Annotated in this window: 28 protein-coding genes; 15 read left to right on the top strand and 13 right to left on the bottom strand. The window is 64.1% G+C overall.

Annotated features, from left to right (window positions below; all coding sequences use genetic code 11):
- Positions 1 to 31 precede the first annotated feature (31 nt).
- Positions 32 to 826 (top strand): MerR family transcriptional regulator, encoded by a 795-nt coding sequence (locus NY08_RS18245; RefSeq protein WP_235386958.1) that lies wholly within the window; start codon positions 32 to 34, stop codon positions 824 to 826.
- On the opposite strand, the gene NY08_RS18240 is transcribed toward NY08_RS18245, so the two are convergent.
- Both NY08_RS18240 and NY08_RS18235 read right to left on the bottom strand, forming a co-directional pair.
- Positions 795 to 1088 (bottom strand): WhiB family transcriptional regulator, encoded by a 294-nt coding sequence (locus NY08_RS18240; protein WP_032397107.1) that lies wholly within the window; start codon positions 1086 to 1088, stop codon positions 795 to 797. The two genes, NY08_RS18245 and NY08_RS18240, sit on opposite strands and share 32 nt — an antisense overlap.
- 23 nt (positions 1089 to 1111) lie before the next feature.
- Positions 1112 to 2152 carry an amidohydrolase family protein gene (locus tag NY08_RS18235; protein ID WP_235386956.1) on the bottom strand — a complete coding sequence of 347 codons (1041 nt, stop codon included), beginning with the start codon at positions 2150 to 2152 and terminating at the stop codon, positions 1112 to 1114.
- Between the two features lie 112 nt (positions 2153 to 2264).
- Between NY08_RS18235 and NY08_RS18230 the strand changes: the two genes are divergently transcribed.
- Together NY08_RS18230 and rraA are read left to right on the top strand one after the other, a co-directional pair.
- Positions 2265 to 2648, top strand: coding sequence for a DUF5313 family protein (locus tag NY08_RS18230; protein ID WP_032397106.1), 384 nt, complete (start codon positions 2265 to 2267; stop codon positions 2646 to 2648).
- 24 nt (positions 2649 to 2672) lie between these two features.
- A complete protein-coding gene (rraA, locus tag NY08_RS18225; RefSeq protein ID WP_032397105.1) occupies positions 2673 to 3152 on the top strand; it encodes a ribonuclease E activity regulator RraA in 480 nt (159 codons plus the stop codon).
- A 50-nt stretch (positions 3153 to 3202) separates the two neighbouring features.
- Here the strand turns inward: rraA and NY08_RS18220 are convergent, their stop codons facing one another.
- Positions 3203 to 4042: an alpha/beta fold hydrolase gene (locus tag NY08_RS18220; RefSeq protein ID WP_045200715.1), complete on the bottom strand. Its 840-nt coding sequence runs from the start codon at positions 4040 to 4042 to the stop codon at positions 3203 to 3205.
- 103 nt (positions 4043 to 4145) lie between these two features.
- Between NY08_RS18220 and NY08_RS18215 the strand changes: the two genes are divergently transcribed.
- The 3 genes from NY08_RS18215 to NY08_RS18205 all read left to right on the top strand — a co-directional run bounded on the left by NY08_RS18215 (position 4146) and on the right by NY08_RS18205 (position 6333).
- Positions 4146 to 4706: a TetR/AcrR family transcriptional regulator gene (locus tag NY08_RS18215; RefSeq protein WP_032397375.1), complete on the top strand. Its 561-nt coding sequence runs from the start codon at positions 4146 to 4148 to the stop codon at positions 4704 to 4706.
- 45 nt (positions 4707 to 4751) lie between these two features.
- Positions 4752 to 5120: a glyoxalase superfamily protein gene (locus NY08_RS18210; protein ID WP_045197931.1), complete on the top strand. Its 369-nt coding sequence runs from the start codon at positions 4752 to 4754 to the stop codon at positions 5118 to 5120.
- A gap of 64 nt (positions 5121 to 5184) precedes the next feature.
- Positions 5185 to 6333, top strand: a complete 1149-nt coding sequence (locus NY08_RS18205; protein WP_045197929.1) for a serine hydrolase domain-containing protein — start codon at positions 5185 to 5187, stop codon at positions 6331 to 6333.
- A 3-nt stretch (positions 6334 to 6336) separates the two neighbouring features.
- On the opposite strand, the gene NY08_RS18200 is transcribed toward NY08_RS18205, so the two are convergent.
- Positions 6337 to 7248: an aminotransferase class IV gene (locus NY08_RS18200; RefSeq protein ID WP_032397101.1), complete on the bottom strand. Its 912-nt coding sequence runs from the start codon at positions 7246 to 7248 to the stop codon at positions 6337 to 6339.
- Positions 7249 to 7312: 64 nt separating this feature from the next.
- Here NY08_RS18200 and NY08_RS18195 point away from each other — a divergent pair, with 64 nt between their 5' ends.
- Together NY08_RS18195 and NY08_RS18190 are read left to right on the top strand one after the other, a co-directional pair.
- Positions 7313 to 8287, top strand: a complete 975-nt coding sequence (locus tag NY08_RS18195) for an aldo/keto reductase (protein ID WP_045197927.1) — start codon at positions 7313 to 7315, stop codon at positions 8285 to 8287.
- Positions 8274 to 8726: a GNAT family N-acetyltransferase gene (locus NY08_RS18190; protein WP_158462592.1), complete on the top strand. Its 453-nt coding sequence runs from the start codon at positions 8274 to 8276 to the stop codon at positions 8724 to 8726. The genes NY08_RS18195 and NY08_RS18190 overlap by 14 nt, the downstream gene beginning before the upstream one ends.
- A 48-nt stretch (positions 8727 to 8774) precedes the next feature.
- Here the strand turns inward: NY08_RS18190 and NY08_RS18185 are convergent, their stop codons facing one another.
- On the bottom strand, positions 8775 to 9599 hold the full coding sequence (locus NY08_RS18185; protein ID WP_045197924.1) for a MerR family transcriptional regulator: 825 nt from the start codon (positions 9597 to 9599) through the stop codon (positions 8775 to 8777).
- 163 nt (positions 9600 to 9762) lie between these two features.
- Here NY08_RS18185 and NY08_RS18180 point away from each other — a divergent pair, with 163 nt between their 5' ends.
- The 3 genes from NY08_RS18180 (at position 9763) to NY08_RS18170 (ending at position 11316) form a co-directional block, all read left to right on the top strand.
- Positions 9763 to 10107: a hypothetical protein gene (locus NY08_RS18180; protein ID WP_045197923.1), complete on the top strand. Its 345-nt coding sequence runs from the start codon at positions 9763 to 9765 to the stop codon at positions 10105 to 10107.
- The gene (locus NY08_RS18175) at positions 10104 to 10943 is read left to right on the top strand and encodes an SDR family NAD(P)-dependent oxidoreductase (protein ID WP_045197922.1); all 840 of its coding nucleotides are present in this window, start codon (positions 10104 to 10106) and stop codon (positions 10941 to 10943) included. The genes NY08_RS18180 and NY08_RS18175 overlap by 4 nt, the downstream gene beginning before the upstream one ends.
- Positions 10944 to 11118: 175 nt before the next feature.
- Positions 11119 to 11316, top strand: a complete 198-nt coding sequence (locus tag NY08_RS18170) for a PLD nuclease N-terminal domain-containing protein (protein ID WP_045197921.1) — start codon at positions 11119 to 11121, stop codon at positions 11314 to 11316.
- Positions 11317 to 11320: 4 nt separating this feature from the next.
- Here NY08_RS18170 and NY08_RS18165 read toward each other — a convergent pair whose 3' ends face one another.
- The 3 genes from NY08_RS18165 to fmdA all read right to left on the bottom strand — a co-directional run bounded on the left by NY08_RS18165 (position 11321) and on the right by fmdA (position 15260).
- Complete coding sequence (locus NY08_RS18165) at positions 11321 to 11677, bottom strand: hypothetical protein (protein ID WP_045197920.1); 357 nt, start codon at positions 11675 to 11677, stop codon at positions 11321 to 11323.
- A gap of 160 nt (positions 11678 to 11837) precedes the next feature.
- Positions 11838 to 13679 carry an HNH endonuclease signature motif containing protein gene (locus NY08_RS25290; RefSeq protein ID WP_052683866.1) on the bottom strand — a complete coding sequence of 614 codons (1842 nt, stop codon included), beginning with the start codon at positions 13677 to 13679 and terminating at the stop codon, positions 11838 to 11840.
- A 324-nt stretch (positions 13680 to 14003) separates the two neighbouring features.
- Positions 14004 to 15260: a formamidase gene (gene fmdA, locus NY08_RS18150; protein ID WP_032397096.1), complete on the bottom strand. Its 1257-nt coding sequence runs from the start codon at positions 15258 to 15260 to the stop codon at positions 14004 to 14006.
- A 68-nt stretch (positions 15261 to 15328) separates the two neighbouring features.
- Here fmdA and NY08_RS26740 point away from each other — a divergent pair, with 68 nt between their 5' ends.
- Positions 15329 to 15688, top strand: coding sequence for an FmdB family zinc ribbon protein (locus NY08_RS26740; protein WP_442970761.1), 360 nt, complete (start codon positions 15329 to 15331; stop codon positions 15686 to 15688).
- Between the two features lie 44 nt (positions 15689 to 15732).
- The gene (locus NY08_RS18145; protein ID WP_045197919.1) at positions 15733 to 16953 is read left to right on the top strand and encodes an FAD-binding domain-containing protein; all 1221 of its coding nucleotides are present in this window, start codon (positions 15733 to 15735) and stop codon (positions 16951 to 16953) included.
- 20 nt (positions 16954 to 16973) lie between these two features.
- Here the strand turns inward: NY08_RS18145 and NY08_RS18140 are convergent, their stop codons facing one another.
- The 3 genes from NY08_RS18140 to NY08_RS18130 are packed head-to-tail and all read right to left on the bottom strand — an operon-like array spanning position 16974 to position 19665.
- On the bottom strand, positions 16974 to 17747 hold the full coding sequence (locus NY08_RS18140) for a DUF4097 family beta strand repeat-containing protein (protein ID WP_045197918.1): 774 nt from the start codon (positions 17745 to 17747) through the stop codon (positions 16974 to 16976).
- Positions 17744 to 18400: a response regulator transcription factor gene (locus tag NY08_RS18135; RefSeq protein WP_032397093.1), complete on the bottom strand. Its 657-nt coding sequence runs from the start codon at positions 18398 to 18400 to the stop codon at positions 17744 to 17746. The genes NY08_RS18140 and NY08_RS18135 overlap by 4 nt, the downstream gene beginning before the upstream one ends.
- Positions 18391 to 19665 (bottom strand): sensor histidine kinase, encoded by a 1275-nt coding sequence (locus tag NY08_RS18130; RefSeq protein WP_082073864.1) that lies wholly within the window; start codon positions 19663 to 19665, stop codon positions 18391 to 18393. Before NY08_RS18130 ends, NY08_RS18135 begins: the two co-directional genes overlap by 10 nt.
- A 135-nt stretch (positions 19666 to 19800) precedes the next feature.
- Between NY08_RS18130 and NY08_RS18125 the strand changes: the two genes are divergently transcribed.
- A complete protein-coding gene (locus NY08_RS18125) occupies positions 19801 to 20433 on the top strand; it encodes a DedA family protein (RefSeq protein WP_045197917.1) in 633 nt (210 codons plus the stop codon).
- 39 nt (positions 20434 to 20472) lie between these two features.
- On the top strand, positions 20473 to 20655 hold the full coding sequence (locus NY08_RS18120) for a hypothetical protein (protein ID WP_032397091.1): 183 nt from the start codon (positions 20473 to 20475) through the stop codon (positions 20653 to 20655).
- Here NY08_RS18120 and NY08_RS18115 read toward each other — a convergent pair.
- Together NY08_RS18115 and NY08_RS18110 are read right to left on the bottom strand one after the other, a co-directional pair.
- Positions 20643 to 21473 carry a MerR family transcriptional regulator gene (locus NY08_RS18115; protein ID WP_045197916.1) on the bottom strand — a complete coding sequence of 277 codons (831 nt, stop codon included), beginning with the start codon at positions 21471 to 21473 and terminating at the stop codon, positions 20643 to 20645. The two genes, NY08_RS18120 and NY08_RS18115, sit on opposite strands and share 13 nt — an antisense overlap.
- Before the next feature lie 20 nt (positions 21474 to 21493).
- Positions 21494 to 21985: a GNAT family N-acetyltransferase gene (locus tag NY08_RS18110; protein ID WP_158462590.1), complete on the bottom strand. Its 492-nt coding sequence runs from the start codon at positions 21983 to 21985 to the stop codon at positions 21494 to 21496.
- Positions 21986 to 22058 lie beyond the last annotated feature (73 nt).

Raw genomic sequence — 22058 nt, 5'->3', positions numbered from 1 at the left:
GCTTGACCCTCACGTCACGGGAGGCGGCACAGTGTCTTTCGTGAGTGATTCTTCCGCGAACGGTTCGGCCGGCTTGCAGGTCGGGGCAGTCTCGAAGTTGGTGGGCGTCAGCGTCCGAACGCTGCATCATTACGACGAGATCGCGTTGGTGGTGCCGTCGGGCAGAACGCCGAAGGGCTATCGGACATACTCGTCCGCCGATGTCGAACGGCTGCACCAGGTTCTGACCTACCGCGAACTCGGGTTCCCGCTCGACGCCATCGCGGCGTTGCTCGACGACCCTACGGTCGATGCCATGGCGCATCTACGCCGACAGCGCGACCTACTGAACGAGCGGATCGATCACTTGCACGCAATGGCTGCGGCCGTGGACAAGATGATGGAGGCGAAAAAGATGGGTATGCAACTGACTCCCGAGGAGCAGCGAGAGATCTTCGGCGACAACTGGCCCGGCGAGGAGTACGCCGAGGAAGCCGAGCAACGCTGGGGCGAGACCGACGAGTGGAAGCAGTCGCAGCAGCGGACGGCGTCGTTCACCAAGGACGATTGGAAGGCCGTCAAAGAGGAGACGGACCTACTGGAAGCGGATCTCGCTGCCGCGATGCAGCGAGGTGTGTCGCCGGAGTCCACCGAGGCCGGGGAACTGGCCGAGCGTCACCGAGCATCGATCGAGCGGTACTACGACTGCGGCTACGAGATGCAGGTGAACCTGGCGGAGATGTACATCGCGGACGAGCGATTCGCCAAGCACTACAACGACATCGCCGACGGCTTGGCGCAGTACCTTCGTGATGTCATTGTCGCGAACGCCGCTCGTCAGGGGTGACGCGGACCATCGCAGAACGCTCGTGTGCGGTCGATCCTCCCCAGACTCCGTGCTTTTCGTCGGAGTCGAGTGCGTGTTGCAGGCAGCGTGCGATCACGGGGCATCGTTCGCACACGAGCTTCGCCTGTCGCTCGAGGCTTTTCAGCGAGTATCCTCGCAATCCCAACGGCGGGTAGAACATCGAGACCGGCATCGAGCGGCAGGCGGCATCGATCTGCCAGTCCCAGTGCTCGGCGATCGGTTGCAGTGCTTGCGCTTTCATCGGCAGTGTCCACCTCTTTCGGATCAGCGATCGAGCAGTCGGCGAGCGTTGCCGGATGTGGTCCCTCGCCAGTTGTCCAGGCCGCCGTTCGCGGCACCGGAGTCGAGTGATTGCAGTTGGTCCTGTACCGCGGCGATCGGCGTGAAGCAGTAGTCGCTGCCGTAGACCAGACGATCGGGGCCGACGGTGGACAGCAAGGCGGGCAGCTGTCTCGGTACAGGAGTTCCGGCGAGGTCGAACCACAAGCGCTGCAGCACATCCGGCGTGGTCGGGGTCCCCAGACCCGCCTGGGTTCGGAAGAAATCGACTCGGTCCGCCAGCAGTGGTAGAACTCCGCCGCCGTGAGTGAACACCCAGCGAATGTTCGGGAATCGATCGACCACGCCCAGCAGAATCAGGTCGACGACGGTTCGTGCTGTGTCGAAGAGGAATTCGATCATCGGTGCCGGACGCCCGAGCGATACTGCCCCCGAATTCGGCGGTGACGTCGGATGTACGAACACGACCGCCGATCGCGCATCGAGCGCCACCAGCAGTGGCGTCAAAGCGGCGTTGCCCAAATACATTCCGCCGGCGTTCGACATCACCGTCACTCCGTCGGCCCCCAGCTGGTCCAGCGCACGGATGGCCTCGACCGTCGAATCGACGACGTTCGGCAGTGGCAAGGACGCGAAGAACCCGAGTCGGGGCCGATTCGCGACCACCCCGGCTCCGAAATCGTTGACCCGTCGAGCCAGTTCGGCCGCTTTTCCGTCGTCACCGAAGTGCACACCGGGTGAGGAGACGGACAGGATCGCGCTGTCGATGCCGCAGCCGTCCATCATCTGCAGGTGCTCATCGACCGACCAGGACGGCCACTTCGGCATGCCGTCGGGAAGGACGATGCCCAACGCGAGAGCTTCGCGGAGATAGAAGTCGGGAACCATGTGCGAGTGGACGTCGACGAGCCCGGCCGACGTCAGGCCGGGGGACGCCGATGCCATGGCGGAGGTCAAGGTCGAGAGGGCAACCCCGGAGATCGTCGCGGCACTGAGAGTGCCCAGCAGCGTTCTGCGATCGATCACAGTGGAGGTCCTCGTTTCGATGCCACCGACTCAACTGACGTTATCGTCACATATGAGATAATCCGCAGTCAACGGTGAGATGTACCAACGAAGATCGGACTAGCATTGCGCGATGACCACCGAACGTACGAAGCCGAGCCCGCTGCAATTTCTGGGGTACTCGTTCGGTCGCACGCTGCCCGAGTCCATGCAGGAGTGGGTACGCAAGGACTTGGTGGGCAACGGAGCGCAGGTCCGCTACATCGCGCGGTTCACGGTGCCCGTCATCCCGCTGCTGTTGTTGTTCTTGTTGATCCCGGGACCGCTGTGGATGTCGCTGGCGATGATGGCCTTGCTGTTCATTCCGCTCGTCTACTTCGCGATCGCATTGATGAACGTCTACCGGCGGCATCGCTTGTTGATCCACGGCCTCGATCCGCAGTTGATCAACGCGAAGGCGCAGAGCCGCGCCGACCGCACTCGAAACGACTACGAACGCCGTCACGGCCGCGGTTGATGTATGGGCGATAGTCTGTGCCGCATGACTTCACCTGTGGAATTCAAGGCAACAGCTGATCTGGCCGATGAGATCGGTCCCGACATCCGCAGCTGCGACACCCAGTTCATCCAGTACGGCAAGCACACCGAATTCGCGGGCCCCATCACCACCATCCGCTGCTTCCAGGACAACCTGCTGGTGAAGCAGACTCTGAGCGAGCCCGGTAACGGTGGCGTTCTGGTGGTCGACGGCGACGCCAGCGTGCACACCGCACTCGTCGGCGACATCATCGCGGGCCGGGGCGTCACCAACGGTTGGGCCGGAGTCATCGTCAACGGCGCGGTGCGAGACTCGGCGATCCTGCGCACGCTCGACATCGGCGTCAAGGCACTGGGCACGAATCCGCGTAAGAGCACACAGACCGGCTCGGGTGAGAAGAACGTGCCGGTCAGCTTCGGCGGCGTCACCTTCACCCCGGGCGAGATCGTCTACAGCGACCACGACGGCGTCGTCGCGGTCTAGTCCGACACAGAAAGGGACGGCGATTTCGCCGTCCCTTTCTGCGTTTGCCTCTACTTCACGAACGCGAGCAGCGCGTCGTTCACTTCCTGGAAGTGCGTCCACAGCAGTCCGTGCGGTGCGCCGTCGACCTCGACGTACGTGGCCTCCGGGAACACCTTGTGGAACTGACGGCCGGTGGAATCGATCGGCAGGATGTTGTCGGCCGTGCCGTGCAGAATCAGCGTGGGCTTGCCCGATTCGCGTACCTTCTCCACATCGCCGCGGAAGTCCTCGAGCCACGTGGGCACGACGGCGTAGGCGGCCACGGGCGCGCTGTTGGTCGCGGTGTTCCAGCTCGCACGTACCGTCGCCTCGCTGATACGGCTCCCGAGGTTCTCGTCGAGGTTGTAGAAATCCTTGTAGAAATTGTCGAACCAGGCGAAGCGATCCTCCCGCGCAGCACTGTCGATGCCGTCGAACACCGACTGCGGAACTCCGGTTGGGTTGTCGTCGGTCTGCAGCAGGAACGGCTCGAGTGAGGCGAGAAATGCGAACTTCGCGACGCGCTCCGTGCCGTACTTCGCCGCGTACCGAGCGAGTTCGCCTGTGCCCATGGAGAATCCGACCAGGATGACGTCGCGCAGATCCAGTTCGGTCAGAACCTTGTCCAGGTCCGAGGCGAAGGTGTCGTAGTCGTATCCGACGGTCGGCTTGCTGGATTGGCCGAAGCCGCGGCGGTCGTAGGTGATGACGCGGTAGCCGGCGTCGAGCAGCGCCCGTGACTGACGTTCCCAGGAGTTGCCGTCGAGTGGGTAGCCGTGGATGAGGACGACCGGCTGACCGGAGCCGTGATCCTCGTAGTAGACCTCGACGGGGGTGGAGTTCTCGGTTCCGACGTTGATGTACGCCATGATCCTGCCTTCCTGTGTCTTGATCATCGAGCGGGAGAACGGTCGCTCTCTGCGCATGTGGACTACATTAGAGAACGTTGGTTCTCTCGGCAAGGGGTATGCGATGACCAGTACGGAAATCGGACGCGCACAGGTGGTGAACGCCGCGGACGCACTGTTCTATGCGCGCGGTATCCAGGCGGTGGGGATGGACGAGTTGCGCGCCAAGGCCGGTATCTCCCTCAAGCGCCTGTACACGCTCTTTCCCTCGAAAACCGCCATCGTCGCCGAGGTTCTTCGTGGTCGTACTCGGCAGTGGAACGACGGCATCAACGCCGAGGCCGCGGCCTACGAGTCACCTCGTCGGAAACTGCTGTCGATCTTCGACTTTCTGGACCACTGGTTCCGGGAGGACGACTTCCGCGGGTGCGCCTTCATCAACTCGTTCGGTGAACTGGGTACAACCATGCCCGAGGTCGCCGACGCGGCACAGCAGCACAAGAAGAACTTCATCGACTACGTCACTCGATTGGCCGTCGAAGCCGGATGCGCTCCGTCGGTGGGACTGCAGATCGCGTTGCTCGCCGAAGGTGCGCAAACCACCGCAGCCATCACCGAACTCACCGAATCTGCCACTGCAGCAAAGGCTGCGGCCGAGGTGCTGCTGGATTCGGGTAAGCAGTAGCGCAGCCCTGGTGCAGGCGGCGCCGAACGTGCCACACTCGATGCCATGACGGCATTCGGCCCCGCTGTTCCGATTCTGCGCATCTTCGACGACGTCGAAGCGCGTGCGTTCTATCTGGACTATCTGGGCTTTTCGGTCGAATGGGAACATCGATTCGAGCCGGATCTGCCGCTGTACATTCGTCTTTCGCGCGGGGACTGCACCCTGGATCTGTCCCAGCACTACGGCGACGGCACTCCGGGATCCTCCGTCTGGATACCGATCACCGATGTCGCGTCCTTCAATGCCGAACTGCTCCAGAAGAACAACCCACGCAGCCGACCGGGAATCGATCACGACGCGCCGGGCGGGCCGACCATGACAGTCATAGACCCCTTCTCGAACCATCTCAACTTCTGCCAGGTGAGTCGCTGACTCATCGAAAATCACTGACATTTGACACTGAAATCATCTGCGGGGCGTCGTTAGCGTCGACGACATGAGCAAGCTACGAATCCTCGCCGCCCTCACAGTGTCGACGTCCCTGCTGGTCACCGGGTGCTCGTCGACCGATCAGCCGTCGGCCGTCGAGCCGAGCACCACCGCAGCGTCGAGCGGAACCATCGAGACCGACGACGTTCAGGCAGCATTGGACGCACTGGTCGACGCCGGTTCCGTCGCCGCGGTCGCGCAGGTACGCGACGGCGAGAGTTCGTGGTCGGGAGCCGCAGGGCTCGTCGAGCGCGACGGCACCGAGGCGGCGTCGGCCGACGACCCGGTCCGGATCGCCAGCGTCACCAAGGCGATGGTCGCGGCCGTCGTGCTGCAACTGGTCGACGAGGGGAAACTCGAGCTCGATCAGCAGGTGGACGAGTTGCTTCCCGGGGTGCTACCCAAGCCGGTGACCGTCCGCCAACTGCTCGATCACACCAGTGGGGTTCCGGACTACTTCACCGGATTCGACTCTGCGGAGCAGATTGCCGCCCGTGCGAACGACGCCGTCGCCGACGACGAGTTGATCGCGCAGGCTCTGGCCATGCCCTGGACGAGCGAGCCAGGCCAGGAGTTCAGCTACGCGAACACCAACTATGTTCTTCTCGGACGGATCGTCGCCGAACTGGACGGCAAGTCCATCGGACAAGCGTTGCAGGACAGGATCTTCGATCCGCTGGAGATGGCCGACACGACGTACCCCACCGATTCCGCTCTGGACGAGAACGCGTTGCACGGCTATGTCCTCGAGAACGGAACCTACACCGACGTCACCGATTACGACGCCGGCATCTGGTCATCCGGTGCCGCCGTGGTCTCGACCGTCGGCGACATGAACACCTTCTTCAGAGCACTCTTCGACGGCACACTGATCCCGCAGAACCTTATCGACGAGATGCAGGTCGTGACGCCGTCGACGTACGGACTCGGTCTGCTGCTGGGCGGAGACACGTGCAACCCGGGTTCGGGTGAGCTGGTGTTCGGCAACCGCGGCAACGGCTTCGGCTACCGCACCTACGCGTTCTCGAGCCCGGACGGTCAGCGTCAGGTATCGATGGCCTGGACCACGGCCGGTCCCAACCCGGCCGCCGATCCACTCGAACAGCCTGCCTCCGAAGCATTGATCGCCGGACTCACCTCCACCTGTCCGGCGTAGCACTCACAGCACACTCACCCAGCCGTGCACTTCGTCGCTGGTGAGCGCGGCCTGGTGACGCTTTCGCAGGGTAAGCGTCACCGGGCCCGACTCCTTCGTTCCTATTGCGCGACCGTCGATTTCGTACACCGGGGCAACTCCCGCCGAGGTGCCGCAGACGAAGACCTCGTCGGCGATGTACAGCTCGGTGAGATCGACGGTGCGCTCCTGAACCGTCAGCCCCTCTTCACGCGCCAGCGTCAGGAGCGTCCGACGGTTGATGCCGTCGAGGATGTCACTGGTGACGTCAGGGGTGATGAGCGTTCCATTACGGACGAGGAAGATGTTCGCGGCACTGAGCTCGCAGACGTGACCGTTGATGTCGAGGAAGATGCAGTCGTCGAAGCCACTGTCGATCGCATCCTGTTTGGCCAGAACAGAATTGACGTAGGCTCCGTTCACCTTGGCGCGCGAGGGAATGGCGTTGTCCGGGATGCGTCGCCACACACTCGTTTTCAGACGCATTCCATTCTGCGGAACGATGGGGGTGGCGTCGTACAGGAAGATGGACACGGTGGTGTGCAGGCCACGGACCCGAGTTCCCGGGATCGACTCGTCCACGTGGACGGTGGCCCGAACGTAGACCTCGGTCGTCGGAGCGTTGGCGGCGACCACGTCGCGCGTCGCCTGGACGAACCTCTCGAAGGTCCACTGCGACGCGAAGGTGTCGATGCCGATGATCTTGCAGGACTCGACCAGCCGCTGGTAATGGTCGAGCAACCGAAACGCGGTACGCCGATCACCGTCCACCTGCACCGGGAAGACGGTGTAGACACTGAGCCCGTACAGAACGGCCGAAGTGGCGACTCCGAGCGTCGCGTCCTGCGCGTCGACCAGACGGTCGCCGAAATACACCTTCGAGTGTGGAAGAGCCATGTGGCGATGCTAGCCGCCCATCGAATGCGGGCGACAACGGTTTTTCTTCTCTATCGTCGAGTGCATGAGCGCACGCACCGTACCGACCCGAACCCTGTGGAACGACGGCCCCGAAGTCGGTGCCATAGGCCTCGGATGCATGGGGATGACCTGGGCATACAAGGCCGACGATCAGACGCAGAGCCCCGATCGAGTGATCGGTCATTCCCTCGATCTGGGTGTGAACTTCATCGACACGGCCGATGTGTACGGGCCGTTCACCAACGAGGAAGTCGTCGGACAAGCCATCGGTAACCGACGCGACGAGGTGATCCTCGCGACCAAGGGCGGTCTCGTCTCCCACGTCGGCGACGCCGGCGAACCCGTCATTTCGGGCCCCAACGGCAAGCCCGATCACCTTCGGCAGGCCATCGACGATTCGCTGCGCCGCTTGGGCGTCGACCATATCGATCTGTACTACCTCCACCGTCCGGACCCAGAAGTGAACGTGGAGGACAGCATCGGCGCGATGGCCGAGGCCGTGCAGGCAGGAAAGGTGCGTGCACTGGGGGTCTCGGAATTCAGCGTCGAGCAGCTGGATCGGGCCCAGCAGGTACATCCGATTTCGGCGGTGCAGTCGGAGTTGTCGCTGTGGACACGCGATCACCTTGCCACGTCGCTGAAGTGGACGCAGGACAACGGTGCGGCGTTCGTCCCGTTCTCACCGTTGGGCCGCGGATTCCTCACCGGCAACTTCCGCGGAACCACCCCTGCCGCAGACGATTTCCGATCGCGATTGCCACGCTTCAGCCAGGACAACCTCGATGCGAACCTCGTGATCGTCGACGCCATCGCGGGTGTCGCCGACGACCTCGGCGCGACGCCTGCACAGGTGGCCTTGGCCTGGGTTCTTGCGCAGGGCGAGCACGTGGTGCCGATTCCCGGTACTCGACGCACCTCACGTCTGGACGAGAACGCGGGTGCAGCCTCGCTCACCTTGAGCCCGGATCACCTTGCGGTACTGGACGCTCTGCCTGCACCCGCCGGTGGTCGCTATTGAGATCGTCCGCGTCGACCCTGCCGCCGATCGGGGGCTCGCCGAACAGATTCTCGCGGTGCAGAAGAGTTCGTATGCAGTCGAAGCGCGACTGATCGGCGACAAGCGAATCCCGCTGCTGCACGAGTCGGTGCACGATCTGTGCGCTGCGCAGGTCCACTGGCTCGTCGCGCAGGACCAGCACGAAATCCTCGGGGCTGCAGCGTGGTCCGAGGCTGAAATCGACCGCCTGGTCGTTGCTCCACACGCCCATCGGCGAGGCATCGGTAGAGCATTGGTCGGTACAATGCTGGAATCGATTGTCGCACAACGCGTGCGTGTGGCCACCGGGCGAGACAATCCACCGGCACGCACGTTGTACGAGGCCTTCGGCTTCGTGCACACCGAGGACACTCAGGTACTGCCCGGGCTGTGGCTCGCCCGCTACGAACTCGTCCGCTGAGTCAACGGCTTTCGGTCCAGGGCCTGTCCCCACCCGACTCGGCGAGGATCATTCCGATGTTGGAGCGGTACCGAAGATGGGCCAGCAGATTTCGGTTGTGGTGAACGCATACGGCTCCGAGGGCGTTGCGCCGATGTAGTGTTCGCGGATCGGTCCTCGGCCGCTCACCAGTCGTTCGTTCACGTACGTCCCCAGGGCCGCGTAGCTGCGGTCGATGCCCTCGTGACCGCCGGAGTGTGTGAGGACCGCGAACTGGGCCTCGGGTAGGACCTGGGCCCGGATACCGTCCGGAGGGTCCGCCGATCCTGGAGCTGCGACGAACAGCGTTGCTTCGCCCCGGGATTCGAGGAAGAGTGCCCGGTCGTACAGGCCGCCCGGCACGACCTCGGAGTCGTCGCCTGTCGCCGCGACTGCATCTCGCAGTTTCCCGACCGTCACCGCGAACCAGCTGTCGATCTCGGCGACCTCGATGGTGGTGCCGATGGACCACACGGCGAGGGCCGGCTCGAGGCGCAGTTCGATCTCGGCGGGTGCGTGCACGGGCGAGAGTAGTTCGCGCAGCGCGCCGACGGTATCGCGAGTGTGCTGTAGCTGCATCTCCATCCGTTCGAGATGACTGGTGAGGATCTCGGTGCGGGCCGCGGCGTCGTCTGCACTCAGCAGCGCCTTGATGTCCGGGATGGACATGCCGAGCGATCGGAATCGGCGAATGATGTGTGCGTGATCGACCTGGCTGGTGTCGTAGAAGCGGTAACCGGTGTGTGCGTCGACGAGAGTCGGTTCGAGGATCCCGATCTCGTGGTAGTGGCGTAGCGCTTTTCTGCTGAGGCTGGTCATCACTGCGAAGTCGCCGATCGAGACCTGTGCGCCCATGGCGTCCTCCTGTCCGTAGCACCGTTCGCGTTGTCGGTTGGGCCCATCGTGAAGTTTCCCCCTAGGGCAAGGTCAACAGGAAGCCGGGACCGAGTGTCGGTTACGGATACCGGTGCAGACCCAGTGTTGACATTCCCCTTGGGGGAAGCATCACCGTGGGGTCATGACAACAGAATGGGATGGACTCCCGGACAACGTGAAGACGTTCATGACCGCACTCGACGCCCGACAGGGCGTGCGAGCGCTCACCGTGTTCACCGCGGACGCCGTGGTGACCGATGAGGGCCACGACCACTCCGGCCTTGACGAGATCGAGGCATGGCTGACCGCCTCGGTCAGCGAGAGCGAATACACCTACACAACAGAGTTCACCGGGGCGACCACGACCGGCTCGACAGTCGACGTCGTGCAGCACCTGGAAGGCAACTTCCCCGGCGGAGTCGTCGACCTGCACTACCGCTTCACGCTGGACGGCGCGCTGATCGACCGCTTGGTGATCGAGCCATGAGCAAGCGATGGTTCATCACCGGTGGCACACCGGGCGGCTTCGGCATGGCCTACGCCGAGGTGGCGCTGGAGGCGGGAGACCGCGTGGTACTCACCGCCCGACGTCCGGCGGAACTGACGTCGTGGGCCGAGCAGTACGGTAACCGCGTTCTCGTCGTGCCCATGGATGTCACCGACGCGGAACAGGTTGCACGAGCAGTACGAACAGCCGAAGAGCACTTCGGCGGTATCGACGTGCTGGTCAACAACGCCGGCCGCGGCTGGTACGGATCGATCGAGGGAATGAGCGAGACCTCGATACGGGCGATGTTCGAGCTGAATTTCTTCGCCGTACTGTCCGTGACCCGCGCAGTGCTACCAGGTATGCGCGCCCGCGGAAGCGGGTGGATCGTCAACGTGTCCTCGGTGGCCGGACTCGTGGCGGCAGTCGGATTCGGCTACTACAGCGCCACGAAATACGCGATCGAGGCCGTCACCGATGCGCTGCGCCAGGAGGTCGCCGAGCACGGCATCTCCGTGTTGGCGGTCGAACCAGGGGCGTTCCGCACGAACGCGTACGCCGGATTCGCCGAAGAGCCGGTCGCGGAGGCGATTCCGGACTACCACGACATGGTGCAACAGGTGCGGGCCGCCTTCGTCGACATGAACGGGGTGCAACCGGGAGATCCGCATCGCGGTGCCCATGCGGTGATCGCAGCGATGACCCAGGACCCGCCACCACGCCGACTGATCCTGGGCAACAGCGGGTACGACGCCGTCATCGACGCGTTGGAACAGAACCTGAGCGACATACGATCGAACGAGACACTCTCGCGTAGTGCGGATTTCCCCGCATAGCGGGACCGCCGAAGCAAAGTACGACACCGCGCATCCGGCGCATCCGGGCCTGAATGTTGCTCGGATGGCGACGGATTCGAGGGTGGGCGTCGACCGGAGCCACCCGGCGTAGCTCACCTTCGCGATGAGACGGATCGAGACTGTTCCGAGTGGTGGCTGAGCTACCGTCTCGGGTATGGCTTCTGCTGGTGGTGCCGTCACAGTCCTGCTGTCCTTGATGGCGTTACTGTCGATCGCCCGCGACCGCACCATGGGCTATCGGCCGAAGCTGGCGTGGGCATTCGTAGTGGTGGTCCTGCCGATCATCGGGCCGATCCTGTGGTTCGTAGTCGGCAAGCGCTATCCCTACGGACCGAGCGGCGGCAACAGATGACAGTTCAATATCCAGTCGCGTTGCGCAGGTCGATGTTCACCAGATGACTCACCTGGTCGCATAGCCACTCCACGGTCTGCGGATCGGGCACGGGCGGGTGGGCCAACAACGTCCAGCGCAACCGGGTTTCTGGAGTCAGGTCGAACTGAACGAGGACGCCGGGGAGGCTCGGCCACGGCGAACTCCACACAACGCGGTCGAACTCGCTGCTCTCGACGATTCGAGGCAGAGCGGCACCCTCGAACATCACCGGCCAGGCGAACCCCTGGTTCTTCGGATGCACATCTGGGCGCATGAGCGCCTTCCACACGAAGCGGACCGGCGGCGACAGTACTGCCGTCCTGCTCGCGAGAACCATCATGAACCCACCGTACGCAACTGCTTTCGACGATTCCTGCCTGGAGCTGGGTCGATCTCTCGGCTTACAGCACGCCGCCCGTCCGGACGTACGCGCACGCTCGACATGGCCGCGCGTTGCGCTGGCTCCAGGGAGGGCTGTGCCCCGAGACTGGTTCGGACCGTCAGGCGGGTTGTCGTGGTTCTTCGTCGCCGGTGTCGTTGTGGTTGTGGTGGTCGTCGGGTGGGTAGAGGACTTCTTCTGGGTGGTGGGCGTGGTTGATCAGGCCTCGACGTTTGGGGTCCATTCCGGCGGGTGGGTGCCACAGTGTGCGGCCCGGGTACCGTTGTCCTGCTCCAGTTTTCGTGGTGGCCCACTTGCCGGGGCCGGTGCCGACGAGTGCGTGGTGCATGTCGCAGCCGAAGGTGAGGGAGTCGATGTCGGTGTAGCCGCCGGTGTTCCAGTCGGTGACGTGGTGGGCTTGGCACCAGGTCGCCGGGCGGGTGCAGGAGGGGAAGCTGCAGCCGCGGTCGCGGGCGATGAGCACGATGCGTTGGTCGGCGGAGGCGATGCGTTTGGAGCGGCCGAGGTAGAGGGCTCGGCCGTGGTCGTCGAAGATCGTCAGGTAGTGGTGGGCGTGCGAGGCCATGCGGATCGCATCGCGGATCGACACCCGTGATCCGGTGGCGGTCATGGCGTAGCCGCAGCCGGCTTCGAGGTCTTTCAGAGTCATGGTGACGATGGCGGTGACGGGAAGGCCACGGTGGATGCCGAGGGTGCCGGAGGCGAGGGTCTGCCGGAGCGCGAGTTTGAGGGCGTCGTGTTGGCGTTCGCGTTGGGTGCGGATATCCCGCGCGGCGGCAGCGTCGCGTGCTGCAGCCTTACCCAGCACTTCGTCGCCGTCGGCGTCTGTATCGGCATCGGCTGTGTCGTCGCGTTCGACTGTGTCGTCGTGCCCTGTGCCGCAACCGCAGTCGATGCCGTCGCCGCACCGGCCGTCACCGTCGCATGGACCGTCGCCCCACAGTCCCGCATCGCTCGTCGGACCATCGTCCGGCTGTGGGTGCGGTGGGGTGTCGGTATCGCGGACACCACCCGATGGAGGCGAATCCGGTTCGGTGGCTGCAGGATCGGGACGCGCACCGTCACTCTCGGCACCAGGGGTCGTGCTGTCCTTGCCGCCGGAAGTGCTGTCGGTCTCGTCGGTCTCTTCATGGACGACGGACGTCGGGTCTGCGGGGTTGTTCACTCCCGGTTTCGAGGCTTTGGAGAACAAGGCTTCGAGGTAGGCCCGTAGCTCGGGGTCGACGCAGAATTTTCCTTCGGACATTCCGTCGGCACCCTGCTCACCGAGGTAGAAGAACGCATCCCTGCGTTTCGGTGGTCTCGGTGGCTTCCCGTCCTCGTCCTCGTCGTGGTCGCCGTCGGGATTGAGGATCGAATCCAGGTGCGCCACCAACGGTGCGAAATCGTCGGGTCGCCTGGTCGAGGCGTAGCCCGCCAGTTGCTCGTCGGCGAGCTCGCGCGTCTGCGGATCGACATCCCGGGGCAGATGGCGGAAGAACTCGCGGATCATCTGCACATGCTTGGCATCGAGCAACCCCGCCCGCAACGCAGCAGCAGTGTGCGGCAGCAACGGCGGCAGGACTTCCCCCGACAAGGCGGTGCGATCACCCAACTCCGCCGCCAGACGCACCCGAGCACCGGCTGCTCGCGGGGTGATCCGCAGCATCGACGCCACCGACGACGGCACCGATCCCGGATACACATCGAGGCCGTGCTGAGAGATCAGCTCGTTGAGCCAGGTGTACGAATACGCCGACAGGGATCTCGTCGCCGTTTCCATCCGTTGGATCACCGCGCGCCGGTCCGCGTTCGACCACGCTACCGACGACTGTTCCGCTAATTCCGCGATCGCGGACTCGACTCGGTCGACCAACACAGACAAGTCGGGATCGGACACCTCGGGGGCGGGCGGCACCGTCTCGATGCCGTCCACCCCTGATCCGCCGTCCCCCGAAAGCATGCACAGAATCTATCGCGACCCACCGACACACTTTCGAACAGACGTTCTCCGTATGGCCGTACCGCAGATCGGTCACCTATCGGGTCTTCGTCACCCATCATGGCGGTGAAGCCGTCACCGAGGTGAGCGATCCTCTCCGTTCTGCCATCGATATGTACGGCCTCGACCCGAGCCGGCACCTCGGCGCACACCTGCGGGGGAAGTTCCATCTGCTCTGGTGAAGCCCAGTACGTCGTGGGTGAGAACACCGCACCTACGGCTGGTTCGTCAGGCCAGGGTTCCATGTCCTCGAGCATCCACAGTTGCGGCATTCGCCCATGCGCCTCAGGAGAATTGCGCCCTCGGAGCACCCATTCCCGGGTCGATTTGGAACGGTCCGCTTGCAGAGGGCGCTATCGGGAAATCGAAGATCGCCGTGGGGATGTACACGGTGGCACAGGAGTTCGGAATGTCCACCACCCCGGACAGGCGTCCTTCGATCGGAGCCGATCCCAGTAGCAGGTACGCCTGCTCGGGGCTGTAGCCGAACTTGGTGAGGTAGTCGATCGCGTGCATACATGCGTTCTGGTAGGACAGGTCGGAGTCCAGATATTTCTGCTCGCCGTCCACGGTCACCGAAATACCCGAGAAGGCAATCCATTCCGAGTACTGCGGCGCGGTGTTTCCGGGCATGAAGATAGCGTTCTCGCTCACCCCGTAGGTTTCCATACCGCCCTTGATCAGGTCGACGTGCAGGTCCATGAAGCCACCCATCTCGATGGCACCGCAGAACGTGATCTCCCCGTCACCCTGCGAGAAGTGCAGATCACCGAAGGACAACTTCGCGCCCGGCACGAACACCGGATAGAAGACGCGGGTTCCTTTGGTGAGGTTCTTGATGTCCTGATTTCCACCGTTCTCCCGGGGCGGCGCTGTACGTGCGGCTTCACCGGCGACACGGGTGAATTCGTCGCCGCTCAAGGAACCGAGGATTGCACCGTCGAGCTCGGGTGCAAGGGCCAGTGGCGGAACCCGATTGGGATCTGTCGCGATCAACGCACCTTCACGGGCGTTCCACTTCGCTAGCAGGGCAGCCGACGGCGCGGTCCCCATCAGCCCGGGATGGGTGATGCCGGTGTACTTCACGTGCGGCACGTGGCGAGATGTGGTGGTCTGACCGGAAAAGTCCCAGATCGCCTTGTACGCATCGGGGAATCGATCGGTGAGAAATCCGCCTCCGTTCTGCTTGGCGAAGATCCCCGTGTAGCCCCAACCCTGGCCGGCCAGCGGACCCGAATCCTCCTGCGGTATCGGACCCACGTCCAGGATGTCGACGATCAGCAGGTCACCGGGCTCGGCACCCTCGATGTGGAAGGGCCCTGACAATGTGTGCACGTTGTTGAGCGGCGCATTCAGGATGTCCTCGGCGGAATCGTCGTTGTGGATGGCCCCGTCGAACCATTCGCGACAGTGGGCCCGAAAGGACGTACCGGGTTTGACTGTGACCGCCGCCGGGATATCGGGATGCCATCGGTTGTGGCCGACGACCTCCTGCTCGGTGAAACTCTTCGTCGAGTCGAGCGGAAACAGCAGTTCGGGCACGAGGCACCTCCGGTTGCGCGGATTCTCCTGCCTCGATCATTGCACCGTCGCGGTCCATCCGGTCGGATATGGCATGTAAACCTTGTATGACGTTGTGCCGGAACGTTGCTGATGCGCCACATCGCGCTACTCTCGAATGCGTGCCCACCTACAGCTTCCGCTGCGCGCGACGATGCGCCCCCGTCGAGCAGAGATTCTCCATGGCGGACGCGCCGTCCGAGGTGACGTGCCCGGAGTGCGGCGACGCGGCCCCACGACAGATCTCCTCGCCTGCTCTCGGACGTGGGAACAGCGCTGCGATGAAGGCACACGACGCCTCGCGCGCCACTGCGGACACACCTGCCGTGGTCTCGTCTCTACCGGCAGCAGCCCGATCCGCAACAAGGACCACGTCCAATCCACTGCATCGCCGCCTGCCGCGCCCCTGACGACTCCGCGTTTCCCTTTCGCTACGACAGGGAAGTCCGACGCCATGCCCACGATTCCAGCTCCCCCGTCGATTGCCGACGGCTCCACCACCGAGGACGTCGTCGGCTGGGTCGGCGAGCATCTGGGGGATCTGACTCGCGAGGGTCCGGATGCCATCACGGCCGGCGGCATTCGCGGCGGGCAGTCCGCTGCCGATACCGCGCTGGCCGGACTCGACATCACCGGATATGCGCGCGATCGCAGCACCGTTCTACCGGTGAATCGCCGAGGCGCAAGCCGCATGTCGCCGTACATCCGACACGGGCTGCTGACGCTGCGGGAGGTATGGGACGCGGTCGCCGACGCTCCCCCACGCGACCGTTCCCGCTATCGCGACGAACTGATGTGGCAGGAATACGCGCGTCATCTCTACGCGCGCACCGGATCCGATCTCGGTCGTTCGCTACGCCGTGAGCAGCCGCGACCCCAGGGCTGGACCGCGCAGCCGTGGCCCGAAGAGATGAACTGCATGTCCTCGGTGGTGGGTGAATTGCACCAGGACGGCTGGCTGGTCAACCAAACCCGCATGTGGCTCGCCTCCCAGTGGGCAGTCCGTGCCGGGGCGACGTGGCGCGACGGCGAAGACGAGATGTTCGCCCATCTACTCGACGGCTCCCGCGCAGCCAACCGCCTCGGCTGGCAGTGGACCGTCGGTACCGGAAGCGGCAAGGTCTACGGCTTCAGCCGGTGGCAGGTGAACAAGCGAGCACCATCCCTGTGCCGCAACTGCGCATTGAAAGATGCGTGCCCCATAGAGAATTGGCCCGACGACGAGCTCGGCCCGGCGGTCGACGGTCCCGATCTGAACAAGGCCCCGATTCCCGCCGGCCCCGCCCATGCGGAAGGCACTGGCGCAGAACAGGTGTGGATAACGGCAGAGTCACTCGGCACCGCAGACCCGGCACTGGCCGCCGACACCGATCGACCCGCGGTGTTCGTCTTCGACGAGCCACTCCTGCGGAAACTCAGGCTCTCCGGCAAGAGGCTGGTCTTTCTCGCCGAGACGCTCGGCGAGATCGCGTCGACCCGCCCGTTGGAGGTACGTCGCGGCAAAGTGTCCGACGAGCTCTCCGGACGCTCCTTGGCTACCACCTGGGCCCCCGTTCCCGGCTTCTCCCGCATCGCCGACGCCATAGCCCCGGTCGAGTTGCATCCGTGGCCGTGGCTGTTCCGACCGACCACATCCTCGGTACGGTCGTTCAGCGCGTGGCGACGCAGTCATTGAACGGCGGTCCTCGACCGGAGCTATCTCCGCAGCACCGAAATCCGGCCTTCTTCACTGCTGACCGATACCGACCTCGGAGAACTCGGATCGTCGACGACGTCGATCTCGACATCTCCCTTCTCCGACGTCGCCTCGACGTCGTACAACTCGGCCGGCGGGAGTTCGATCATGCTGTCGCCCTGTATGTTCTGCACACGTAACGAATCCGGCGGCAGCCTGGAATCAACGGCGACCCGACCGAACGTCGTGTCCACCTCCAGTGCCGACACGGCCGCATCGGTGATGTCCACGTCACCGAATCGTGTTGTTATGTTCAGGGTTCCGGCAGATCCTCGAGAGATCACCGAACCCGCCGAGGTGGACACCGATGTCTGCGCGTCGACGTCGACGAGCTCGACATCGGCTGTGGTGCCATCGATATCGAGTGTCAGGCCCGACGGTATCCGTAGTTCGAGACCTATGTCGCAACTGCTGCGCTTACGGTAGGAGCATTCCACAGCGATGTTCGACCCGTCGTCACTGATGTCGACGGTCGGAGTGTCGCCTCGATAGGAACCGTCGGCCCGCACGTGCACCTCCGAGTCGGGACTCATTGACACCGACACGTGGGCGAAACCGGTCGTGAGCCAGAGATTCTTTCCGGTGATCGCTGCGTCGGTGGCGTAGTCGAACGACTGCATCTCGGGCATGGTGAATCCGTAGGCAATCGTGGCCGTCGTCGCCGCACCCGCCACGCCCACGACAGCTATGGCGACCGACACCGCAACGACGTTGCGCCACAATGACTTCTTCACTGAATCGCTCCCAGATATCGTAGGACGGCCATGACGCGGCGGTGATCGGCACTGTCTCCGAGTAGACCGAGCTTCGCGAATATGTTTCCGATGTGCTTCTCCACGGCAGCTTGACCGACCACCAATGCAGCGGCGATTCCGGCGTTCGACTTGCCTTCGGCCATGGCGGTCAACACGTCCCGCTCCCGCGGAGTCAGCGAATCGAGCGGATCCGAGCGTGGGGCTCGCGCCAGAATCTGCTGCACCACCTCGGGATCGATGACGGTTCCACCGGTCGCAACGGTCCGCACCGCATCGGCGAACTCGTCCACGTCGGCCACCCGGTCTTTCAACAGGTATCCGACGCCGTCCGTGCTCTGCCGGATGAGTTCGGCTGCGTACCGTTCCTCCACGTACTGAGAGAGCACGAGAACTCCTACAGCGGGCCACCGTTGGCGAATGACCAGCGCTGCGCGCAGACCTTCGTCCAGGAAGGTCGGCGGCATGCGTACGTCGATCACGCACACGTCGGGAAGCGGATCGGCAGCGGACATGGCCGCGAGCAGTTCCGACGCATCGGACACCTTCCCGATCACGTCTGCTCCGGTATCGATCAGCAGGCGAGCCACACCCTCTCGCAACAGAACCGAATCGTCGGCGATGATCACTCGCACGGGATGCTCACCTCGAGCCGCGTCGGGCCGCCGGACGGCGACGTGATGGACATGGTTCCGTCGATTCCGCTGAGCCTGTCCTCGAGCCCGGCCAGACCGCCCCCCGGTGCCGGATGCGCTCCCCCACAACCGTCGTCGACCACCGTCACTCGTACGGCGGACTCGACTTTCGAGACATCGACTCGGACGTGGGCGGCCTTCGCGTGCTTGCTCACGTTGGTCAGGGCCTCGGAGACGACGAAGTAGACCGTCGACTCGACCGTCGCGTCCGGGCGTCGATCACCGGAGAGGGCGGGGTCGATACGAACAGTGACCGGTACCGCACACAACGCCGCGACGGACGACAGAGCGGCGTCGAGACCGCGGTCGGTCAGAATCGGCGGATGCAGACCGCGCGTGAGGGTACGGATCTCGCCGATCGCGTTCTTGGCCTCCCGGTGGGCATCGTCGAGCAGGCCTTTCAGTACCGCATCGTCCGTCGCCGAGGCGCGCGACTTCGCCTGCCCCAGTGACATTGCCACCGATACCAAACGCTGCTGGGCCCCGTCGTGCAGATCGCGTTCGATGCGGCGGCGTTCGGCATCGGCAGCGTCGACGACGCGAGCACGACTCACCGTCAATTCGTCGACCCTCCTACTGGATTCGGATCGGCCGAGAAGGGCTGCGGCACTCCACCAGTCGAGCCGCGCCAGAGCTGTGAGCAGCAGTGGAACTCCCGCGACGAAGGTCACTAGCGAGGCGAAGCCGACCAGCGCGACGAACGGATAGCCCACCCGATCTCCGATTTCGAGCTGATTGCCGACCGGGTTCGTCACGATCCAGGCGACCGGTGCCGCCGCCAGAACAGGCAGGACCACGAACAGCGCCGGCAGCAAGAACAGCAGAACGGCCGAGACCGGAACCCGAACAAGCCAGTAGCACAACGATTTCCACAACCCGATATCGCGGAGGCACCAGACGAACTTGCGCCAATTGGTCGGGTACACGGTCGGTTCTGGGCCCTCGATGGAAATTCCACCGGTGAAACCGATTCCGGCACGCGCTGCACGGTCCATCCACCGGAGCGCCACTATAATCAGCGCGAAGACGAGCACACCACTGAGCGCAAACGGCAATGCGCACACCGCCAGTACCAGCAGTCCCAGGATCATCCAGCCGCCGAGCCCGGCGACCGTCGATGCCAGCAGCGACGCCACCGCCAGCCACCAGTTCGGCGAGATCCATGCCCTGAGCGGATTCAGGGGAATCGGTAGTGCCTCGTTCATGCGGATCAGCCTAAGTCGGGTGTCGTCGGCTTGTCGGCACTGTGAACCCACGGCCCGAGGTAGGGCTGGCCCTACCGTCGGTCCGTGGGTCGATCGTGGTGTTTTCCGCGGTCCGGACGACGAGATTCGACAGGTATGAACCTGAACATCCTCGATGTGGACCGGTTGTCGTCCGTGCCCGTGTGGGTCGTCTTTGCCGTCGTCTTCGTACTGCTGGCATTCGAGTCTGCGTCGTTGCTCGGTCTTTTCACACCGGGAAACAGCGTGCCGATCACGCTCGGGGTGCTGACGTCGATCGGTGTGGTGCCGTGGCTGCCTGCCGTCGTCACCGCGGCGGTGGCGTCGAGCATGGGTGCGCAGTGGGCGTTCTGGCACAGTCGCCGCACCGGCACCGTGTTGGGTCTCGGACCAGCGGAGTCGGCGCTGCCTGCCGCGGTGATGAGGGTCGTGCTCGGGCTGACCACACAGGCGAGATCGAGGCCGCGCGCTGTCGCCATCGTCGGACACCTCATCGGGGGTATCCGCACCATCACGCCCCGGCTGGTCGCGACGTCCTCACTGCGGCACCGCGAGTACACGGCGCTCAGCCTGCTGGCCGCAGTCGTGTGGGCGGGTGTACTGGTGTCGGTCGGAGCGTGGCTGGGTGACCGGACGGTCATCAGGACCGCGCTCGGATACGCCTGGATTCCGGCTCTGACCATCATGGCTGCTACCCAGCTCAGGCGTCGAACACGCTCGTCTTCTCCCGAACTTGTCGGAGCCCGGTGATATCAAGGAGGTAGAGAGATACGACAGAAAGGGATTCGCATGTCCGCACGCTTCGATACCTGCAACGGCACACTCGTGATCCACGCGGTCGGCGGTGCGGAGTGCACGGAGCCGGACTGCGTGGATCTCGAGTATGTTCGTCACTTCCTGGTGCTCGAATGCGAGGAAGTCACCGGCGGTTGCCAGTGCACCGCCCTCGTGGAGTTCGCTCAGGCGTCCTGACGTCGAACCACCGGCTGCTGCAGTTCGGTCACCCAATTCTCCTGCGGCTGCGGCTCGGACACCAGGTAGAACTCGCGGCAGATGCCGGAGAGTTCGTAGCCGTTCGCCTCGATCCACGCGATGAACTGCTCCCAGGTTTCGCCGATCGTGGCCATCGAACCGTGGTGGACGGTGGTCACCGCGAGCTCGACGGGCGGTAGCTCGCGCACCTCGTAGCCCTCACCGCCCACGACCTGGGGTCCCACCTCGAATGCGGCATGCACGGTGACGCCGCTGCCGTCTCCGTCGTCGACGGCCTCGTACATGGCGATCGACGACGGCCCGAACGTCACGCCGTGCCCGGCGAGTGTCCGGGCGAGCCGGGCGTACATCGGACTGATGATCGGTCCGATGTTCTGGGGGCCGAAGCCAGCGGCAGTCTCGGTGAGAACGGCAATACGGGTGGCCGGCAACGACTTGGTATCCACGGTGATCATCGAAATCCCTTCGGTGTGGGAAAGTCGCGCTTCGATGCGACGCAGGCGAGCGGCGTCGAGATCGAGCCGACGAGCGACATCATCGCGCTTGGCGGTGAGCATCTCGCGTAACCGATCGTCATCGACCTGGCCGTGCACGATCTCTGTCACCTCGTCGAGCCTGAACCCGAGGTCCTTGAACATCAGAATGCGTCCCAGAACCTCGAACTGCGAACCGTCGTACGAGCGATAGCCCGTGAACGGATCAACCCGCGCCGGCGTCAACAACCCGATCTCGTCGTAATGCCGAAGCATACGAACCGACACCCGGCCGATCGATGCGAACTCTCCAATGCTGAACATGACCCTCCGAGGTTCTCGTCTCACACAGTGTGAGGGTCAAGCGCAGGAAGCCGGAAGCGAACCACCGACCCGATGCAGTCGACTTGCTCGCCTCCGGCACCTTTCAGAGTCGCTATCGAGGCCGCGTTGCTCACCTCGCAGACTGCCGTTACCCGGGTCATGCCCATGCCCGCCGCGAGCGTCAGCACCTCGCGTACCGCCCACGATGCAACTCCCCGACCTCGTTCGGACGGGCGAACCCCGTAGCCGATGTGCCCGAGTCGGTCGGCGAGTTCGTTGCTGTCGTGTCTGAGTGCGATGCCGCCCAGGACTCGTTCGCCCGCCACGATCCAACGGTACGTGCAGTCCGTATCGTCTCGAAGCCGCTCGACCCAATCCGACAAGCCCTGTGCGGTTTCGACATCATCGTCGACCGTCAGCCCGAAACCGTCCTCGTGGAACCCCGGCCCCCATTCGGCGTGCGAATCCCTCCACGCAGCAGCGAGTTCACCGGAGGGAACGACGAGGTCCACTGGCAGACGGTAACACCGGCGTCAGACCCGACGCATGGTCGGTGGTGGCGTCGTTGCCACCAGCGACAGAACT

This window comes from Rhodococcus sp. B7740, assembly GCF_000954115.1.
Classification (GTDB): Bacteria; Actinomycetota; Actinomycetes; order Mycobacteriales; family Mycobacteriaceae; genus Rhodococcoides.
The sequence above is the reverse complement of the archived record's forward strand: the minus strand, read 5'-3'. Positions and strand labels throughout refer to the sequence as shown.

Bases quoted from the DNA above. Each gene is read 5' to 3' on its own strand.
- NY08_RS18240 (WP_032397107.1), bottom strand. From the start codon at position 1,088: ATGAAAGCGCAAGCACTGCAACCGATCGCCGAGCACTGGGACTGGCAG.
- NY08_RS18230 (WP_032397106.1), top strand. From the start codon at position 2,265: ATGACCACCGAACGTACGAAGCCGAGCCCGCTGCAATTTCTGGGGTAC.
- rraA (WP_032397105.1), top strand. From the start codon at position 2,673: ATGACTTCACCTGTGGAATTCAAGGCAACAGCTGATCTGGCCGATGAG.
- NY08_RS18220 (WP_045200715.1), bottom strand. From the start codon at position 4,042: ATGGCGTACATCAACGTCGGAACCGAGAACTCCACCCCCGTCGAGGTC.
- NY08_RS18215 (WP_032397375.1), top strand. From the start codon at position 4,146: ATGACCAGTACGGAAATCGGACGCGCACAGGTGGTGAACGCCGCGGAC.
- NY08_RS18210 (WP_045197931.1), top strand. From the start codon at position 4,752: ATGACGGCATTCGGCCCCGCTGTTCCGATTCTGCGCATCTTCGACGAC.
- NY08_RS18205 (WP_045197929.1), top strand. From the start codon at position 5,185: ATGAGCAAGCTACGAATCCTCGCCGCCCTCACAGTGTCGACGTCCCTG.
- NY08_RS18200 (WP_032397101.1), bottom strand. From the start codon at position 7,248: ATGGCTCTTCCACACTCGAAGGTGTATTTCGGCGACCGTCTGGTCGAC.
- NY08_RS18195 (WP_045197927.1), top strand. From the start codon at position 7,313: ATGAGCGCACGCACCGTACCGACCCGAACCCTGTGGAACGACGGCCCC.
- NY08_RS18185 (WP_045197924.1), bottom strand. From the start codon at position 9,599: ATGGGCGCACAGGTCTCGATCGGCGACTTCGCAGTGATGACCAGCCTC.
- NY08_RS18180 (WP_045197923.1), top strand. From the start codon at position 9,763: ATGACAACAGAATGGGATGGACTCCCGGACAACGTGAAGACGTTCATG.
- NY08_RS18175 (WP_045197922.1), top strand. From the start codon at position 10,104: ATGAGCAAGCGATGGTTCATCACCGGTGGCACACCGGGCGGCTTCGGC.
- NY08_RS18170 (WP_045197921.1), top strand. From the start codon at position 11,119: ATGGCTTCTGCTGGTGGTGCCGTCACAGTCCTGCTGTCCTTGATGGCG.
- NY08_RS18165 (WP_045197920.1), bottom strand. From the start codon at position 11,677: ATGATGGTTCTCGCGAGCAGGACGGCAGTACTGTCGCCGCCGGTCCGC.
- NY08_RS25290 (WP_052683866.1), bottom strand. From the start codon at position 13,679: ATGCTTTCGGGGGACGGCGGATCAGGGGTGGACGGCATCGAGACGGTG.
- NY08_RS26740 (WP_442970761.1), top strand. From the start codon at position 15,329: ATGGCATGTAAACCTTGTATGACGTTGTGCCGGAACGTTGCTGATGCG.
- NY08_RS18145 (WP_045197919.1), top strand. From the start codon at position 15,733: ATGCCCACGATTCCAGCTCCCCCGTCGATTGCCGACGGCTCCACCACC.
- NY08_RS18130 (WP_082073864.1), bottom strand. From the start codon at position 19,665: ATGAACGAGGCACTACCGATTCCCCTGAATCCGCTCAGGGCATGGATC.
- NY08_RS18125 (WP_045197917.1), top strand. From the start codon at position 19,801: ATGAACCTGAACATCCTCGATGTGGACCGGTTGTCGTCCGTGCCCGTG.
- NY08_RS18120 (WP_032397091.1), top strand. From the start codon at position 20,473: ATGTCCGCACGCTTCGATACCTGCAACGGCACACTCGTGATCCACGCG.
- NY08_RS18115 (WP_045197916.1), bottom strand. From the start codon at position 21,473: ATGTTCAGCATTGGAGAGTTCGCATCGATCGGCCGGGTGTCGGTTCGT.